The 15,193-nt window shown below is 68.2% G+C and carries 14 protein-coding genes and 1 pseudogene; 8 read left to right on the top strand and 7 right to left on the bottom strand.

What is annotated here, in order from left to right; all coding sequences use genetic code 11:
- From U858_RS0106515 to U858_RS0106500, 4 genes are read right to left on the bottom strand one after another with little or no spacing between them, the layout of a single operon-like run.
- On the bottom strand, window positions 1-813 hold the full coding sequence (locus U858_RS0106515; RefSeq protein WP_025136362.1) for a carbohydrate ABC transporter permease: 813 nt from the start codon (window positions 811-813) through the stop codon (window positions 1-3).
- Window positions 806-1,696, bottom strand: coding sequence for a carbohydrate ABC transporter permease (locus U858_RS0106510; protein WP_025136361.1), 891 nt, complete (start codon window positions 1,694-1,696; stop codon window positions 806-808). The genes U858_RS0106515 and U858_RS0106510 overlap by 8 nt, the downstream gene beginning before the upstream one ends.
- A complete protein-coding gene (locus U858_RS0106505) occupies window positions 1,693-2,781 on the bottom strand; it encodes an ABC transporter ATP-binding protein (RefSeq protein WP_025136360.1) in 1,089 nt (362 codons plus the stop codon). The genes U858_RS0106510 and U858_RS0106505 overlap by 4 nt, the downstream gene beginning before the upstream one ends.
- Entirely contained in the window at window positions 2,781-3,863 is a 1,083-nt protein-coding gene (locus U858_RS0106500; protein WP_025136359.1) for an ABC transporter ATP-binding protein, read from the bottom strand. Before U858_RS0106500 ends, U858_RS0106505 begins: the two co-directional genes overlap by 1 nt.
- Window positions 3,864-4,070: 207 nt before the next feature.
- On the opposite strand from U858_RS0106500, the gene U858_RS0106495 reads away from it, so the two are divergent.
- Together U858_RS0106495 and U858_RS0106490 are read left to right on the top strand one after the other, a co-directional pair.
- Window positions 4,071-4,859, top strand: a complete 789-nt coding sequence (locus U858_RS0106495) for a DeoR/GlpR family DNA-binding transcription regulator (protein WP_025136358.1) — start codon at window positions 4,071-4,073, stop codon at window positions 4,857-4,859.
- 64 nt (window positions 4,860-4,923) lie between these two features.
- Window positions 4,924-6,522, top strand: a complete 1,599-nt coding sequence (locus U858_RS0106490; protein ID WP_025136357.1) for a glycerol-3-phosphate dehydrogenase/oxidase — start codon at window positions 4,924-4,926, stop codon at window positions 6,520-6,522.
- A 46-nt stretch (window positions 6,523-6,568) separates the two neighbouring features.
- On the opposite strand, the gene U858_RS0106485 is transcribed toward U858_RS0106490, so the two are convergent.
- From U858_RS0106485 to U858_RS0106475, 3 genes are all read right to left on the bottom strand, one after another.
- Entirely contained in the window at window positions 6,569-7,192 is a 624-nt protein-coding gene (locus U858_RS0106485; protein WP_025136356.1) for an HD-GYP domain-containing protein, read from the bottom strand.
- A 162-nt stretch (window positions 7,193-7,354) separates the two neighbouring features.
- Window positions 7,355-8,035 (bottom strand): type 1 glutamine amidotransferase domain-containing protein, encoded by a 681-nt coding sequence (locus U858_RS0106480; RefSeq protein ID WP_025136355.1) that lies wholly within the window; start codon window positions 8,033-8,035, stop codon window positions 7,355-7,357.
- Between the two features lie 9 nt (window positions 8,036-8,044).
- Window positions 8,045-9,082, bottom strand: a complete 1,038-nt coding sequence (locus tag U858_RS0106475; RefSeq protein WP_025136354.1) for an NADP-dependent oxidoreductase — start codon at window positions 9,080-9,082, stop codon at window positions 8,045-8,047.
- Window positions 9,083-9,254: 172 nt separating this feature from the next.
- Here U858_RS0106475 and U858_RS0106470 point away from each other — a divergent pair, with 172 nt between their 5' ends.
- The 6 genes and pseudogenes from U858_RS0106470 to U858_RS0106445 all read left to right on the top strand — a co-directional run.
- Window positions 9,255-10,073 (top strand): TetR/AcrR family transcriptional regulator, encoded by an 819-nt coding sequence (locus U858_RS0106470; RefSeq protein WP_025136353.1) that lies wholly within the window; start codon window positions 9,255-9,257, stop codon window positions 10,071-10,073.
- 2 nt (window positions 10,074-10,075) lie between these two features.
- Window positions 10,076-11,047 (top strand): HlyD family secretion protein, encoded by a 972-nt coding sequence (locus tag U858_RS0106465; RefSeq protein ID WP_025136352.1) that lies wholly within the window; start codon window positions 10,076-10,078, stop codon window positions 11,045-11,047.
- Window positions 11,044-12,006, top strand: a complete 963-nt coding sequence (locus tag U858_RS0106460) for an ABC transporter ATP-binding protein (protein WP_025136351.1) — start codon at window positions 11,044-11,046, stop codon at window positions 12,004-12,006. Before U858_RS0106465 ends, U858_RS0106460 begins: the two co-directional genes overlap by 4 nt.
- Window positions 12,003-13,148, top strand: a complete 1,146-nt coding sequence (locus U858_RS0106455; protein ID WP_025136350.1) for an ABC transporter permease — start codon at window positions 12,003-12,005, stop codon at window positions 13,146-13,148. The genes U858_RS0106460 and U858_RS0106455 overlap by 4 nt, the downstream gene beginning before the upstream one ends.
- Before the next feature lie 8 nt (window positions 13,149-13,156).
- Complete coding sequence (locus U858_RS0106450) at window positions 13,157-14,641, top strand: efflux transporter outer membrane subunit (protein ID WP_081821557.1); 1,485 nt, start codon at window positions 13,157-13,159, stop codon at window positions 14,639-14,641.
- Between the two features lie 143 nt (window positions 14,642-14,784).
- Window positions 14,785-15,193 (top strand): annotated as a pseudogene (locus tag U858_RS0106445) (DNA-binding response regulator); the annotation flags it as partial.

The following is a 15,193-nucleotide window of genomic DNA, read 5'->3' as shown; positions in this document are numbered from 1 at the left end:
CTAGACGCGGCCCATCGCGAAGCCCTTCGCGATGTAGTGCCGCACGAACCAGATGACGATGCCGCCGGGCACGATGGTCAGCACGCCCGCCGCCGCCAGCACACCCCAGTCCATGCCTGATGCCGAGACGGTTCGGGTCATGGTGGCGACGATAGGCTTGGCGTTGACGGACGTGAGCGTGCGGGCCAGCAGCAGTTCGACCCAGCTGAACATGAAGCAGAAGAACGCCGCCACCCCGACGCCGGACTTGATCAGCGGCAGGAAGATCGTCAGGAAAAAGCGCGGGAACGAGTAGCCGTCGACATACGCGGTTTCGTCGATTTCGCGCGGCACGCCGGACATGAAGCCTTCCAGGATCCACACGGCCAGCGGCACGTTGAATACCAGGTGCGCCAGGGCAACGGCCAGGTGGGTGTCCATCAGCCCGAACGAGCTGTACAGCTGGAAGAACGGCAGCAGGAACACGGCCGGCGGCGTCATGCGGTTGGTCAAGAGCCAGAAGAACACGTGCTTGTCGCCGATGAAGCGATAGCGCGAGAACGCGTAGGCGGCGGGCAGCGCCACGGCCAGCGAAATGACCGTGTTGATGACCACGTAGATCAGCGAGTTGATGTAGCCGGAATACCAGGCCGGATCGGTGAAGATGGTGCGGTAGTGCTCCAGCGTGAAATCCCGCGGCCACAGCGTCAGCGTGCTGACGATTTCAGTATTGGTCTTGAACGACATGTTCAGCATCCAGTACAGCGGCAGGATGGCGAACACCAGATACAGCGCCAGGAAGGCGCCGCGCCACCAGGTGGATAGGTCACGCATTGGCACGCTCCTCGTCAAAGCCGCCGGTGGTGCCGGCGCGCTGCATCCAGTTGTAGAGGATGAAGCACAAGAGCAGGATGATCAGGAAGTAGATGATCGAGAACGCCGCGGCCGGCCCCAGGTCGAACTGGCCCACGGCCTTCTGCGTCAGGTATTGCGACAGGAAGGTGGTGGCGTTGCCCGGCCCGCCGCCGGTCAGGACGAAGGGTTCGGTGTAGATCATGAAGCTGTCCATGAAGCGCAGCAGCACCGCGATCATCAGCACGCCGCGCATCTTGGGCAGCTGGATGAAGCGGAACACGGCCAGGCGCGAAGCGCCGTCGATGCGGGCGGCCTGGTAGTAGGCGTCGGGAATGGCGCGCAGGCCCGCATAGCACAGCAGCGCCACCAGGGGCGTCCAGTGCCACACGTCCATCACCAGCACGGTGACCCAGGCGTCGACGTCATTGCCGGTGTAGTTGTAGTCCACGCCCAGCCACGACAGCGTCGCGCCCAGCAGGCCGATGTCGGTGCGGCCGAACACCTGCCAGATGGTGCCCACGACGTTCCAGGGAATCAGCAGCGACAGCGCGATGATGACCAGCACCGCCGACGCCCGCCAGCCGCTGGCCGGCATCGACAGCGCCAGCAGGATGCCCAGCGGAATCTCGATGGCCAGCACGGCCAGCGAAAAGCCGATCTGGCGAAACAGCGCGCCGTGCAGTTCTTCGTCCTGCAGCACGGCGGCGAACCATTCGGTGCCGACGAACACGCGGCGCTCGGGCGAGATGATGTCCTGCACCGAGTAATTGACGATGGTCATCAGCGGCAGAATGGCCGAAAACGCCACGCACAGCACCACGGGCAGAACCAGGAACCAGGCCCGGTGATTGATCGGTTTCATCGGATCAGTTCCTCGTCGCGATAGAAGCACGTGTGCGGATTCAGGGCCGACAGCCAGACCGTGGCGCCGGGCGCGATGGCGGGAAGGTCGGCGCCCAGGCGGGCCCGCAGCGGCGTGCCTTCGAAGTCGGCCACCAGCAGCGTGTAGGTGCCCACGTCCTGCACCCTGTCCACCCGTACCGGCAAGGCGCCGGGCGCCTGGGCGTCGGTCAGGCGCAGGTATTCGGGGCGCACGCCCAGCTTGACCGGGCCGGCGTGAGCCAGCCTGGCCGCCAGGGCATCGGATACGCCATCGACGCGGCATTGCCCCACCCGCAGCGCGCCATCGCGCCACTGCGCGGGCAGGAAGTTCATGCCGGGCGAACCGATGAAGTGGCCCACGAAGGTATGCGCGGGGCGTTCGAATAGGTCATCGGCGCTGCCCACCTGCACGGCGCGGCCGCGCGCCATCACCATCACCTGGTCGGCAAAGGTCAGCGCCTCGGTCTGGTCATGCGTGACGTAGATCAGCGTGAGCTTGAACTCGTGGTGGATTTCCTTGAGCTTTCTACGCAGTTCCCATTTGAGCTGGGGGTCGATGACGGTGAGCGGTTCGTCGAACAGAATGGCCGACACGTCGTTGCGCACCAGGCCGCGGCCCAGCGAGATCTTCTGCTTGGCGTCGGCGGTCAGGCCGCTGGCGCGGCGATTCAGCACGTGCGACATCTCCAGCATTTCGGCGATGCGGCCGACGCGTTCGCGGATGCGCTCGGGCGGCACGCCGCGGTTGCGCAGCGGAAAAGCCAGGTTCTCGGCGACCGTCATGGTGTCGTACACCACCGGAAACTGGAACACCTGGGCAATGTTGCGCGCCTGCGGCGTCTTGCCGGTGACGTCCTGGCCGTCGAACAGGATGCGACCGTGCGACGGGCGCAAAAGGCCCGATACGCAATTGAGCAAGGTGGTCTTGCCGCAGCCCGACGGGCCCAGCAAGGCGTAGGCACCGCCGTCGCGGAAGGTGAATTTCAGCGGCAGCAGCGCATAGTCCTCGTCGGCCTGGGGGTGGGCGACGTAGGAATGAGAGAGGTCCAGCTCGATCTGCGCCATCAGTCGGCCCCTGTCGCGGTGCGGCGCGCGGGCGCGGCCAGCAAGATGCCGTCGGCGCCAAAGGCGTAGGTCTGCGCCGGGTCGAAATACAGCGTCAGCGGCTGGTCCAGCGTGTAGCGATGCACGCCGGGCAACTGCGCGACCACGTCGCCGGCCGCCGTGCGGGCATGCACGAAGGTGTCGGACCCTGAGATCTCGGCCAGCTTGACCACGCCGTCCAGGCCGATGTGGCCGGGGCGCGGGGTCACGTCCAGCGCCCCGGCGCGCAGGCCGGCGGTCAGGTCTGCGCCCGTGCCGGGCGGCAGATGCCGGTTCACGGTGATGCCGCCCTGCAACGCAAAGCCCTGTTCGTTACGGTGCGCGGCGAACAGATTCATGGGCGGATCGCTGAACGCTCGCGCCACGCGGATGGAATTGGGCCGGTGAAAGACCTCGGCCGTGGGGCCGTATTGCAACAGTTCGCCGGCATCGAGCACCGCGGTGTGGCCGCCCAGCAACAGGGCTTCGCCCGGTTCGGTGGTGGCATAGACCACGGTGGAACGGCCCTGCGCGAACAAGGCTGACAGCTCGTCGCGCAGTTCTTCGCGCAGCTTGTAGTCCAGGTTGACCAGGGGTTCGTCCAGCAGGATCAGCGGCGCGTTCTTGGCCAGGGCCCGGGCCAGGGCCACCCGCTGCTGCTGGCCGCCGGACAGTTCCGACGGATAGCGCGCCAGCAGGTGATCGATGTGCAGCCGCGCCGCCATGGCGCCGACCTTGTCGGCGATGCCCGCTTCGCCGCGCAGCTTGAGCGGCGAGGCGATGTTGTCGAACACCGTCATGGACGGATAGTTGATGAATTGCTGGTAGACCATGGCGACATTGCGCTGGCGCACCGGCACCCCGGTCACGTCGCGGCCGTCGGCCAGCACCGTGCCTTCGGTAGGCCGGTCCAGCCCGGCCATGATGCGCATCAGCGATGTCTTGCCCGCCAGGGTGGCCCCCAGCAAAACGGTCATGGCGCCCGGCACCGGGGCCAGGGTCATCGGATACAGGTGCGTCTGCGAGCCGGCTCGCAAACCTATCCTGTCCAAGGTCAGCTGCATCTGGTCTCCTACCTCTTATACGTCCCCGATTACTCAATCGGGCATCGATACTTGGGTACAGCGGCCCTCGCGGCGCGCAAGAACGCGCCGTTTCAGGTTTATCTTTCAGATCGCTTTCGTTTTTTGTGCGTTTTACCGAAGAAGCGAACAAAAAACAATCTTGCAGTGCGTCATTATTTTTCGCTTTTGTTGTTTTATGATGCGAACATGACACTGAATCCTAGACAAAGCGCCTTGATCGAAATGGTGCGAGCCCAAGGCTCGGCCACGATCGAAGAGCTTGCCAAACGCTTTGACGTCACGCTGCAGACCGTGCGGCGCGACGTCAACATCCTGTCCGAAGCCGGCCTGCTGTCGCGCTTTCATGGCGGCGTGCGCATCGAAGCGTCGACCATCGAGAACATCGCCTACCGCAAGCGCCAGGGGCTGCACGCGGCCGGCAAGCAACGCATTGCCGAGGCCGTGGCCCGCGCCGTGCCCGACGGCTGTTCGCTGATCCTGAACATCGGCACCACCACCGAGGCCATCGCGCGCGCCCTGCTGCGCCACCGCGGCCTGCGCGTCATCACCAACAACCTGCACGTGGCGGACATCCTGTCGGACAACCCCGATTGCGAGGTCATCGTGGCCGGCGGCGTCGTGCGCTCGCGCGACCGCGGCATCGTCGGCGAAGCCACCATGGACTTCATTCGCCAGTTCAAGGTCGACATCGGCCTGATCGGCATTTCCGGCATCGAGGCCGACGGCACGCTGCGCGACTACGATTTTCGCGAAGTGCGCGTGGCGCGCACGATCATCGAGCAATCGCGCGAGGTCTGGCTGGCCGCCGACAGCAGCAAGTTCAAGCGCCAGGCCATGGTGGAACTGGCGCACATTTCGCAGATCGACCGCTTTTTCACCGACGCGCATCCGCAGGAACCGCTGGCCCAGGTGCTGCTGGATTCCGGCGTGCGCTGCGAGGTCGCCGCCGCACCGAACGCCGCCAAGGCCGCCTGACGCGGCGCCCTGCCCCTACGAAACACCGCACTGATTACCTAGCGGCCCAGCCGCCCCCTTGCATATGAACCAAACGTCCGCCTCTGTCACCCCGCCCGACCGCAACCGCCTGCTGGCGCAACTGGACAACACGCCCGCCTGGGACGTGATCGTCATCGGCGGCGGCGCCACCGGCCTGGGCACGGCCGTCGACGCCGCCAGCCGCGGCTACCGCACCCTGCTGATCGAAGCCGCCGACTTTGCCAAGGGCACGTCCAGCAAGGCCACCAAGCTGGTCCACGGCGGCGTGCGCTACCTGGCGCAAGGCAACATCAGCCTGGTGCGCGAGGCCCTGCACGAACGCGGCCTGCTCAACCAGAACGCGCCGCACCTGGTGTGGCCGCTGGGCTTCGTGGTGCCGGCCTACAACCTGCTGGACCAGCCCTTCTACGGCATCGGCCTGAAGATGTACGACATGCTGGCCGGCAAGCTGAACCTGGCGCCCAGCCGCTGGCTGTCGCGCCGCGACACGCTGGCCAATGCGCCCACGCTGGCCGAAAACGTCAACGGCCGCGGCCTGAAAGGCGGCGTGCTGTACTACGACGGCCAGTTCGACGATGCGCGCCTGGCGCTCAGCCTGATGCGCACCCTGTTCGACCTGGGCGGCACGGCGGTGAACTACGTGCGCGCCACGGGCCTGACCACCACCGGCGGCAAGGTCGACGGCGTGACCGCGCAGGACGCGCTGGGCGAGGCCACCTTCACGCTGCGCGCGCGCTGCGTGATCAACGCCACCGGCGTGTGGGTCGACAGCGTGCGCCGCATGGAAGACAAGAACGCGCCGACCATGGTGGCGCCCAGCCAGGGCGTGCACCTGACGCTGCCGCACGACTTCCTGCCCGGCAAGCGCGCCATCTTGATTCCCAAGACCGACGACGGCCGCGTGCTGTTCGTGGTGCCCTGGAACGGCCACACCATCGTGGGCACCACCGATTCACCGCGCAACGATCTGCCGCTGGACCCGGAAGCCGGCGCGCAGGACGTGGATTTCATCCTGCAGACGGCCGCGCGCTACCTCAGCCGCAAGCCCACGCGCGACGATGTCACCAGCGTCTGGGCGGGCCTGCGGCCGCTGGTCAAGGCCACCGGCGATGCCTCCACCAAGTCGCTGTCGCGCGAGCACACCATCCTGGTGTCGCAGGCCGGGCTGGTGACGGTCACGGGCGGCAAGTGGACCACCTACCGCCGCATGGCGCAGGATGTGGTGGATACGGCGATTCAGCATCAGTTGCTGACGCAGGCCAGCTGCCGCACCGAATCGCTGGCGCTGCACGGCGCGAACGGCCTGGCGCCCTCGCAGGAACACGCCGGCACGCCGGACAGCTACTACGGCAGCGACCTGCCCGCGCTCAAGGCCCTGCCCGGCGCGGACCGCATGCTGGTGAAAAGCAGCGGCCTGTCCGAAGCGCACGTGCGTTTCGCGGCGCGTTTCGAGTTGGCGCGCAGCGCCGAAGACGTGCTGGCGCGCCGCAACCGCGCGCTGTTCCTGGACGCCGACGCCGCCCTGATGGCCGCGCCGGAAGTCGCGCGCATCCTGGCCGAAGAACTGGGCCACGACGCCGCCTGGCAGCAGCGCACGCTGCAAGCGCTGGCCGGCGTGGCGGCGCACTACAAGCTGAAGTGATCTTGCGCGCGCGCCGACAACGCGGCGCGCGCCTCACCCTCTGCGGTCAAGGCACGCGCAGCGGGCTGTGCTGGATCATCGTCTCGAAGACGCGCAGCAGGTCCGGGTCGCACTTGGCCCCGGCTTCCACATTCAGAATGCGCAGGATCTCGGCGTGCGTGCGCGCCGGGTGATAGGGCCGCGCGTCGCCCAGCGCATCGTAGGAGTCGGCCAGCGAGATGATGCGCGAATGCAGCGGAATGTCGTGCCCGGCCAGGCCGTCGGGATAGCCTGAGCCATCGAAGTGCTCGTGGTGATGGCGCACGGCCAGCGCGATCCGTTCGCGCTGCGGCATGTCGCTATGCATGATGATGTCGGCGCCGACGGCGGCGTGCGACTTCATGATTTCCCAATCTTCTTTTTCCAGCCGCTTGGGCGAGAACAGCACGCGGTCGGGGGTGCCGATCTTGCCCACGTCGTGCAGGCGGGCGGCCACGGCAACGGCCTGTTGTTCGTCTTCGGGCAAGCCGCAGGCGTGGGCCAGCGCCACGCTCAGGGCGACGACGCGGTGGCAATGACGGCCGGTGGCAAGATCGCGAGCCTGCATCGCGGCGAACAGCGCGGCTTCACACGAACCGGCGGAACAGGCAGCAGGCGCGGACGCGTCCTGCGGGGGCAAGTCTGGAGGCATTAGGCATGGCGCGCGCGGTTGCAACGGAACCGCGCGCCTGTGTCAGAAAGTATCAATTCTGACACAAGCGCGCGGCCTGCGCGGCGCATCGGGCCGTACAACGATGCAGACATCGACAAGGCGTCGGCGGGCATCCCGCCAGCCTGCCAACGCGCCCGCGCATCACGCCTTCAGGCGGTCCAGCAACGCCTGCGCCACGCCCACCGACGAGGCGGGATTCTGCCCGGTGATCAAGAGCCCGTCGGACACGACATACGGCTGCCAGTCCGGCCCTTTGGTGTACAGCCCGCCCAGCGCGGCCAGTTCGTCTTCCACCAGGAAAGGCACCACGTCGGTCAGTTGCACCGCCGCTTCTTCCGCGTTGGAAAAGCCCGTGACCTGGCGGCCTTGGACCAGCGGCTTGCCGTCGGCGGTCTTGGCGTGGCGCAGCACGCCGGGCGCATGGCACACCGCGGCCACGGGCTTGCCGGCGGCCAGCATGGTCTCGATCAGCGAGACCGACTTGGGGTCTTCGGCCAGGTCCCACAGCGGCCCATGGCCGCCGGGATAGAACACCGCGTCGTAGTCGGCCGCCTGCACCTCGGCCAGGCGGCGTGTGGCGGCCAGGCGCTGCTGCGCGGCGGGGTCCTGGCGAAAGCGGCGGGTGTCGTCGGTCTGGGCGTCGGGGTCGTCGCTCTTGGGGTCCAGCGGCGGCTGGCCGCCTTGCGGCGAGGCCAGCGTCAGCGTCGCGCCCGCGTCCAGGAAGGCGTAGTACGGCGCGGCAAACTCTTCCAGCCAGAAGCCGGTCTTGCGGCCCGTGTTGCCCAGCGTGTCGTGGGAAGTCAGCACGATCAGGATATTCATGTTGCGCTCCTATGCATCGGGCCCGACGCGCACGATGCGCTTGCCCGCGTTTTCGCCCTTGAGCAGGCCCATCAGGCCGCGCGGCGCATTTTCCAGGCCGTCGACCACGTCTTCCCGGTACTGGATGCGGCCGTCTTTCAACAGGCCCTGCATGGCCTCGCGGAATTCGCCGTAGCGGTGCGCATATTCATTGAAGATGATGAAGCCCTGCATCTTGATGCGCTTGGTGAGGATGGTGCGCATCAGCAGCGGCAGGCGGTCCGGACCGTCGGGCAGGCTCGTGGCGTTGTAGGCCGAGATCAAGCCGCACACCGGCACGCGGGCGCGCGGGTTGAGCAGCGGCAGCACGGCGTCGAACACAGCGCCGCCGACGTTTTCGAAGTACACGTCGATGCCCTGCGGCACGGCGCGCGCCAGCTGTTCGGCCATATCGGGGGCCTTGTGGTCGATGCAGGCGTCAAAGCCCAGCGTGTCCACGACATAGCGGCACTTGTCGGCGCCGCCGGCAATGCCCACGGCGCGGCAGCCGTGGATCTTGGCCAGTTGGCCCACCACCGCGCCGACCGCGCCGCTGGCCGCGGCCACCACCACGGTTTCGCCGGCCTTGGGCTGGCCGATATCCAGGAGGCCCATGTAGCCGGTAAAACCCGGCATGCCCAGCACGCCCAGCGAATAGGACGGCCGGTCGGGCGACTGGCCCAGCTTGAGCAGGCCAGTGCCGTCGGACACGGCATAGTCCTGCCAGCCTGATTGGCCCAGCACCCACTCGCCTACCGGATAGTCGGGGTGGTTGGACGCCACCACCCGCGACACCGTGCCGCCCACCATGGGCTGGCCGACTTTCACGGGTTCGGCGTAGGACGGCGCATCGCTCATGCGGCCGCGCATATAGGGGTCGAGCGACAGGTAGACCGTGCGCAGCAGCAGCTGGCCGGGACCGGGTTGCGGCACCGCGTCGGTTTCCAGGCGGAAATCGCTGTCGGCAGGCTCGCCCTGCGGGCGGGCGGCCAGGACGACGCGGCGGTTGAGGGAGGACGATTGCGGCATGGCGTGCAGGCTCCTTCTGTTCCGGATCATGGCCAGCCCTGGGAAACGCGGCAAAACGAACCGCGCTGGCAAGCCTTCAGGGCATTACACCATCGTTGCCTGCCGGCCTGTCCGCCAACCCTGACGCGCGCCCCCCTTTTAATTAATTAAATATTTAATTAAAATCTGCCGCATGCCGACTTTGCCTGCCCCCGCCCGCCGTCCGGGCCGCCCGCCCCGCCCCGACAACGCCGCCGTCCGCGACCAGCTGCTGGACATTGCCACCGACCTGTTCGCTGCCCAGGGGGTGGCCGCGACCCGCATCGCCCACATCGCCGAGCGCGCCGGGGTCACCTCGGCCATGCTGCATTACTACTTCAAGAGCCGCGACCAATTGCTGGATGCCGTGGTGCTGGAACGCGTGGTGCCGGTCATCAGCTTCGTCTGGAGCCCGGTGCCGCAGACCGCCCGCCGCGTGGTCGGCCCGGCCGATACCGCGCGCGCCGTCATCACCGAAATCGTCTCGCGCCTGGTGCGCTGCGCCGCCGACCGGCCGTGGCTGCCGGCGTTGTGGATGCACGAGGTGGTCAACGAAGGCGGCCAGCTGCGCGAACGCGTGCTGCGCCACTTGCCGTCGCAGCGCTTGCAGGTGTTTGCCGGCATGATCGCCGACAGCCAGCGCGCCGGCGCCATCACGCCCGGGGTCGAGCCGCGGCTGGTGTTCCTGTCGATCCTGGGGCTGACCTTGCTGCCGCTGGCCACATCCAGCCTGTGGCGCCGCATCTGGCAGGACGACCCGACCGCCCAGGCGATCGGCCACGAGGCCATCGCGGCCCACGCGGTGGCCATGCTGACGGGCGGGCTGTTCACGCCCACCACGCCGCTGACCGCCGGCATCGCCGACACCCCCGCCGACGCCAGGCATTCCGCCCCCGCCGATTCCGCCGACCTGGCCCCGCCCGACGCCATGGCCGACACCCTGCTTCCCCCCACGCCCGCCCCAGGACGCTGATCATGCGCACCGACCCTGCCTTGCGCCTTGCGCGCCCCACCGCCGCCGCCCTTTGCCTGTTGCTGCTGGCCGCCTGCGGCAAGGGCAATGACGCGGTCTACCAGGGCTATGTCGAAGGCGAGTACCTGTACATCGCCTCGTCCGAGGCCGGCCGGCTGGACAGCCTGGCAGTGCAACGCGGCCAGCAGGTGGCCGCCGCCGCGCCGCTGTTCGCGCTGGAAGCCACCCGCGAAACCGCCGCCCGCGACCAGGCCGGCGCGCAGTTGGCGGCGGCCGATGCGCAGCTGGAAGACATCGCCACCGGCAAGCGCCCGGCCGAAGTCGACGTCAACCGCGCCCAACTGGCCCAGGCCGAAGCCGCCAGCCGGCGATCGGCCGCGCAGTTGGCGCGCGACACCGCCCAGTTCCGCATCGGCGGCGTGGCCCGCGCGCAATTGGACGACAGCCGTGAACAGGCGCAGTCGGACGCGGCGCGCGTGCGCGAACTGCGCGCCCAGCTGGACGTGGCCAACCTGCCCGGCCGCCAGGATCAACGGCGGGCGCAGGCCGCCCAGGTCGAGGCCGCCCGCGCCGCGCTGGCCCAGGCCGACTGGACGCTTGCCCAGAAGCGCCAGGCCGCCCCCACCGCCGCGCTGGTGTTCGACACGCTGTACCGCGTGGGGGAATGGGTGCCGGCCGGCAGCCCGGTCGTCAGCCTGTTGCCGCCGGGCAATATCAAGGTGCGTTTCTTCGTGCCCGAGGCCGTGGCCGGCGCGCTGAAACCCGGCCAGGCCGCCACCGTGCGCTGCGATGGCTGCGGCGACCCGGTGCCGGTACGCATCGACTACATCTCGCCACAGGCCGAATACACGCCGCCGGTGATCTACAGCCGCGAAACCCGCGGCAAGCTGGTGTACATGGTCGAGGCGCGCCCCGCGCCCGACGCCGCCACGCGGCTGCATCCCGGCCAGCCGGTCGAGGCGGCGCTGCAATGAACGGCCCCACCGCATCGCCCACGGCGCCGGGCGGCTACGTCATCGACGTGCACGGCCTGAACAAGCACTTCGGCGACAAGCACGTGGTCAACGACGTGTCGCTGCAAGTGCGCGAAGGCGAGATCTTCGGCTTCCTGGGCCCCAATGGCAGCGGCAAGACCACCAGCATCCGCCTGATGTGCGGCCTGTTGACGCCGGATTCGGGCAGCGGCACCTGCCTGGGCTACGACATCATCAAGGACAGCGCGCAGATCAAGCGCCAGGTCGGCTACATGACCCAGAAGTTCTCTTACTGGGACGACCTGACCATCCGCGAGAACCTGGATTTCGTGGCCCGCATGTACGGCATGCCCCAGCGCCGCGAAACCGTCGACCGTGCGCTGCAAGACCTGGGGTTGCAAAGCCGCGCCGGGCAATTGACGGGGTCGCTGTCGGGCGGCTGGAAACAGCGGCTGGCGCTGGCCGCCTGCCTGCTGCACCAGCCGCGCCTGTTGCTGCTGGACGAACCCACCGCGGGCGTGGACCCGACCGCGCGGCGCGACTTCTGGGAACAGCTGCACGAGCTGGCCGCGCGCGGCATCTCGGTGCTGGTCAGCACCCACTACATGGACGAAGCCGAACGCTGCCACAAGCTGGCCTACATTTCCTACGGCAAGCTGTTGACCCAGGGCACGGCCGACGAGGTCATTGCCGAACAGCACCTGACCACCTGGGCCATCCACGGCCACAACCTGGTGCCGCTGGCGCAGCAGTTGCGCGGTGCGCCGGGCGTGGACCAGACGGTGGCCTTCGGGTCGGCGCTGCACATCAGCGGGCGCGACGCGGCGCAGCTCGAACGCACGCTGAACGACGCCGTGGCCGGCCAGGACCTGCGGCTGGAACGCATCGACACCAGCCTGGAAGACGTCTTCATCTATCTGATGAACCGTTCTTCCGACAACTTCGCGAGTCCGGCATGAGACGCCACCTGGAGGGTTTCTCGTGGTCGCGCTGGTGGAGCATGGTGCTCAAGGAATTCCTGCAATTGCGGCGCGACCGCATCACCTTCGGCATGATCGTGGGCATTCCCATCATGCAGCTGGCGCTGTTCGGCTACGCCATCAACACCAACCCCAAGCAGCTGCCCACCGCCGTCATCGTGGCGGACCACAGCCCGTTCACCCGCAGTTTCGTGGCGGCGATGAAGTCGTCGGACTACTTCAACATCGTGGAAGAACTGGCCGACGAAGAAGCCGGCCGCGCAGCGCTGGCGCAGGGCCGCGTGCTGTTCGTGGTGACCATTCCGCCCGACTTCACCCGCAAGCTCTTGCGCGGCGAGCGCCCGGCGCTGCTGATCGAGGCCGACGCCACCGACCCCATGGCGACCGGCCTGGCGATCGGCTCGGCCAACCAGCTGGCGCAGGCCGTGGCGCAAAAGGACCTGACCGGTCCGCTGGCGCATCTGGCGGGCGGCCAGCCGCCGTTCGACGTGCGGGTGCACCAGCTCTACAACGAAGAGCAGATCTCGCAATACAACACCGTGCCCGGCCTGATGGGCGTGATCCTGACCATGACATTGGTGATGATGACCGGCTTGGCCATGACGCGCGAGCGGGAACGCGGCACCATGGAAAACCTGCTGGCCATGCCGGTGCGGCCGCTGGAGGTCATGACCGGCAAGATCGTGCCGTATATCGCCATCGGCCTGATCCAGGCCACCATCATCCTGCTGGCCGCGTATTTCGTCTTCCATGTGCCGTTCCTGGGCAGCCTGTTGACGGTGTACCTGGGCGCGCTGATCTTCGTGGCCGCCAACCTGACCGTGGGCATCACGCTGTCGTCGCTGGCGCAGAACCAGTTGCAGGCCATGCAGCTGACGATGTTCTATTTCCTGCCCAACATGCTGCTGTCCGGCTTCATGTTCCCGTTCCTGGGCATGCCCCAATGGGCGCAGTACCTGGGCAACCTGCTGCCGCTGACCCACTTCAACCGGCTGATCCGCGGCATCCTGCTCAAGGGCAACGGCTGGTGGGACCTGTGGCCCACTATCTGGCCCATGCTGCTGTTCACCGTCATCGTCATGACCGCCGCCGTGAAGTTCTACCGCCGCACCCTGGATTGAAGGCCGCCATGTCCTGCCCCCGCCCTCGCCTGCCCCTCGCCCGCCGCGCCGCGGCGCTGGCCGCCTGCGCCCTGCTGCCCGGCTGCGCCGTCGGCCCCGATTTCAGCCGCCCCGCCGCGCCCGCCGTGTCGGCCTACGCCGCGCCGCAAGACGCCGACGCTGGCGCGCAGCCGCGCCTTACCGCCGCCGACATTCCCGCGCAGTGGTGGCAGCTGTTTCAATCGCCCGCGCTGGACGCGCTGGTGCGCCAGGCGCTGGACGCCAGCCCCACGCTGGACCAGGCCCGCGCCCGCCTGCGCCAGGCCGGCGAAGACCTGAGCGCCGAGACCGGCGGCCGCCTGCTGCCCGCCGTGGATGCCAACCTGTCCGCCACCCGCCAGAAGGTCGACCCGTCGGCCTATGGCGTGCCCGTGACCGAACAACCGGCCCCGTTCACGCTGTACAACGCGTCCATCGACGTGTCCTACACGCTGGACGTCTTTGGCGGCAACCGCCGCGCGCTGGAAGGCCTGGCCGCCCAGGTGGACTACCAGTCGCACGAATGGCAGGCGGCCCGCATGACGCTGGCCGCCAACGTGGTCACCACGGCCATCCGCCAGGCCGACCTGGCCGAGCGCATCGCCGTCACGCGCGAGCTGCTGGCCGCGCAGCAACGCCAGCAGGACATCATGCGCCAGCGCCTGGCCGCGGGCGGCATCGCCGAAGCCGATCTGCGCAACCAGGAACTGCTGCTGGCCCAGACCCAGGCCACCTTGCCGCCGCTGCAATACCAGCTGGCCCAGGCCACCCACCAGCTGGCCACCTACCTGGGCCAACTGCCCGCGGATTGGCAGGCCCCGCCGCTGCGCCTGGCCGACCTGACGCTGCCCGCCGAGATTCCCACCGGCGTGCCGTCGGCGCTGACCCGCCAGCGGCCCGACATCCTGGCCGCCGAGGCCTTGCTGCACCAGGCCTCGGCCGACGTCGGCGTGGCCACGGCCAACCAGTATCCCCGGTTCACCCTGACCGCCAGCTTCGGGTCGCAACGCACGCGGGCCGGCGATATCACCGATGGCGTCAACGTATGGAACCTGGGGCTGGGCGTGGTGCAACCGCTGTTTCGTGGCGGTGAACTGCGCGCCCGCACGCGTTCGGCGCAAGCCGCCTATGACGCCGCCCAGGCCGCCTACCGCCAGACCGTGCTGGACGGATTCCGCCAGGTTGCCGACGCGCTGCGCGCCGTGCAGACCGATGCGCACGCCTTCGACGCCTACGACGCCGCCTGGCGCCGCGCGGCGGACGCCGACCGCATCGCCCAGGGCCGTTACCAGGCCGGCGGCATCAGCCACCTGAGCCTGCTCGACAGCCAGCGCCAGCTGCTGCAGACCCAACTGTCGCGCAGCGCCGCCGACGCTGCGCGCTACGCCGACACCGCCGCCCTGCTGCAAGCGCTGGGCGGCGGCTGGTGGAACGAAACGCCCCCCGCCCAGGCCGCCGCAAAATCTTCGCAATAGCCCGCAAACCCGCGCCAAATCAGGCCTTGCGAGGCCATGTCCGAGAATTCGGGTCAGAAAGTGGTGTTGAGCGACGTTTAGGAATCCGTTGTATCCGATGCATCATGCATGCGCTGAAGCTGCACAGATCTCGACAACGATTCATGAATGACCTACTAGACCTCATCGTCTTCTCGCCCGATTCCCGCCAACGTACCCGCCGTAGCGACGCCCTGGCCGGCATGGGCTTCTCGCCCCGCTGCTGCGAAGATTCCAACGGCCTGTTCCGCCTGTTCCAGGCCCGCCGCACCCCGCTGCTGGTCATGGAAGCCGAACTCACCGACCTTTGCATGGCCGTCGCAGGTCTGCGCGCCATGGACACCACCGCCGGCATCGTCGCCGTCTCCACCTTCGATTCTCCCGAAAACCGCATCCTGGGCCTGCACTGCGGCGCCGACGCCTGCTTCCAACCCGACGTCGCCACCGCCGAAATCGCCGCCGCCCTGCAAGCCCTGGTCCGCCGCGTCCCCATCACCGGCCGCCGCCCCCACGACCCCGACCCCCGCCCCACCC

The sequence above is a fragment of the Achromobacter sp. DH1f genome (assembly GCF_000633435.1).
GTDB classification, from domain to species: Bacteria; Pseudomonadota; Gammaproteobacteria; order Burkholderiales; family Burkholderiaceae_B; genus Achromobacter; species Achromobacter deleyi.
This window is presented reverse-complemented; position numbering and strand designations above follow the sequence as displayed.

What these genes read in the sequence shown, in the direction of transcription:
- U858_RS0106455 (WP_025136350.1), top strand. Translation starts at nt 12,003, where the DNA reads ATGAGACGCCACCTGGAGGGTTTCTCGTGGTCGCGCTGGTGGAGCATG.
- U858_RS0106475 (WP_025136354.1), bottom strand. Translation starts at nt 9,082, where the DNA reads ATGCCGCAATCGTCCTCCCTCAACCGCCGCGTCGTCCTGGCCGCCCGC.
- U858_RS0106450 (WP_081821557.1), top strand. Translation starts at nt 13,157, where the DNA reads ATGTCCTGCCCCCGCCCTCGCCTGCCCCTCGCCCGCCGCGCCGCGGCG.
- U858_RS0106505 (WP_025136360.1), bottom strand. Translation starts at nt 2,781, where the DNA reads ATGGCGCAGATCGAGCTGGACCTCTCTCATTCCTACGTCGCCCACCCC.
- U858_RS0106485 (WP_025136356.1), bottom strand. Translation starts at nt 7,192, where the DNA reads ATGCCTCCAGACTTGCCCCCGCAGGACGCGTCCGCGCCTGCTGCCTGT.
- U858_RS0106465 (WP_025136352.1), top strand. Translation starts at nt 10,076, where the DNA reads ATGCGCACCGACCCTGCCTTGCGCCTTGCGCGCCCCACCGCCGCCGCC.
- U858_RS0106495 (WP_025136358.1), top strand. Translation starts at nt 4,071, where the DNA reads ATGACACTGAATCCTAGACAAAGCGCCTTGATCGAAATGGTGCGAGCC.
- U858_RS0106460 (WP_025136351.1), top strand. Translation starts at nt 11,044, where the DNA reads ATGAACGGCCCCACCGCATCGCCCACGGCGCCGGGCGGCTACGTCATC.
- U858_RS0106480 (WP_025136355.1), bottom strand. Translation starts at nt 8,035, where the DNA reads ATGAATATCCTGATCGTGCTGACTTCCCACGACACGCTGGGCAACACG.
- U858_RS0106470 (WP_025136353.1), top strand. Translation starts at nt 9,255, where the DNA reads ATGCCGACTTTGCCTGCCCCCGCCCGCCGTCCGGGCCGCCCGCCCCGC.
- U858_RS0106515 (WP_025136362.1), bottom strand. Translation starts at nt 813, where the DNA reads ATGCGTGACCTATCCACCTGGTGGCGCGGCGCCTTCCTGGCGCTGTAT.
- U858_RS0106500 (WP_025136359.1), bottom strand. Translation starts at nt 3,863, where the DNA reads ATGCAGCTGACCTTGGACAGGATAGGTTTGCGAGCCGGCTCGCAGACG.
- U858_RS0106510 (WP_025136361.1), bottom strand. Translation starts at nt 1,696, where the DNA reads ATGAAACCGATCAATCACCGGGCCTGGTTCCTGGTTCTGCCCGTGGTG.
- U858_RS0106490 (WP_025136357.1), top strand. Translation starts at nt 4,924, where the DNA reads ATGAACCAAACGTCCGCCTCTGTCACCCCGCCCGACCGCAACCGCCTG.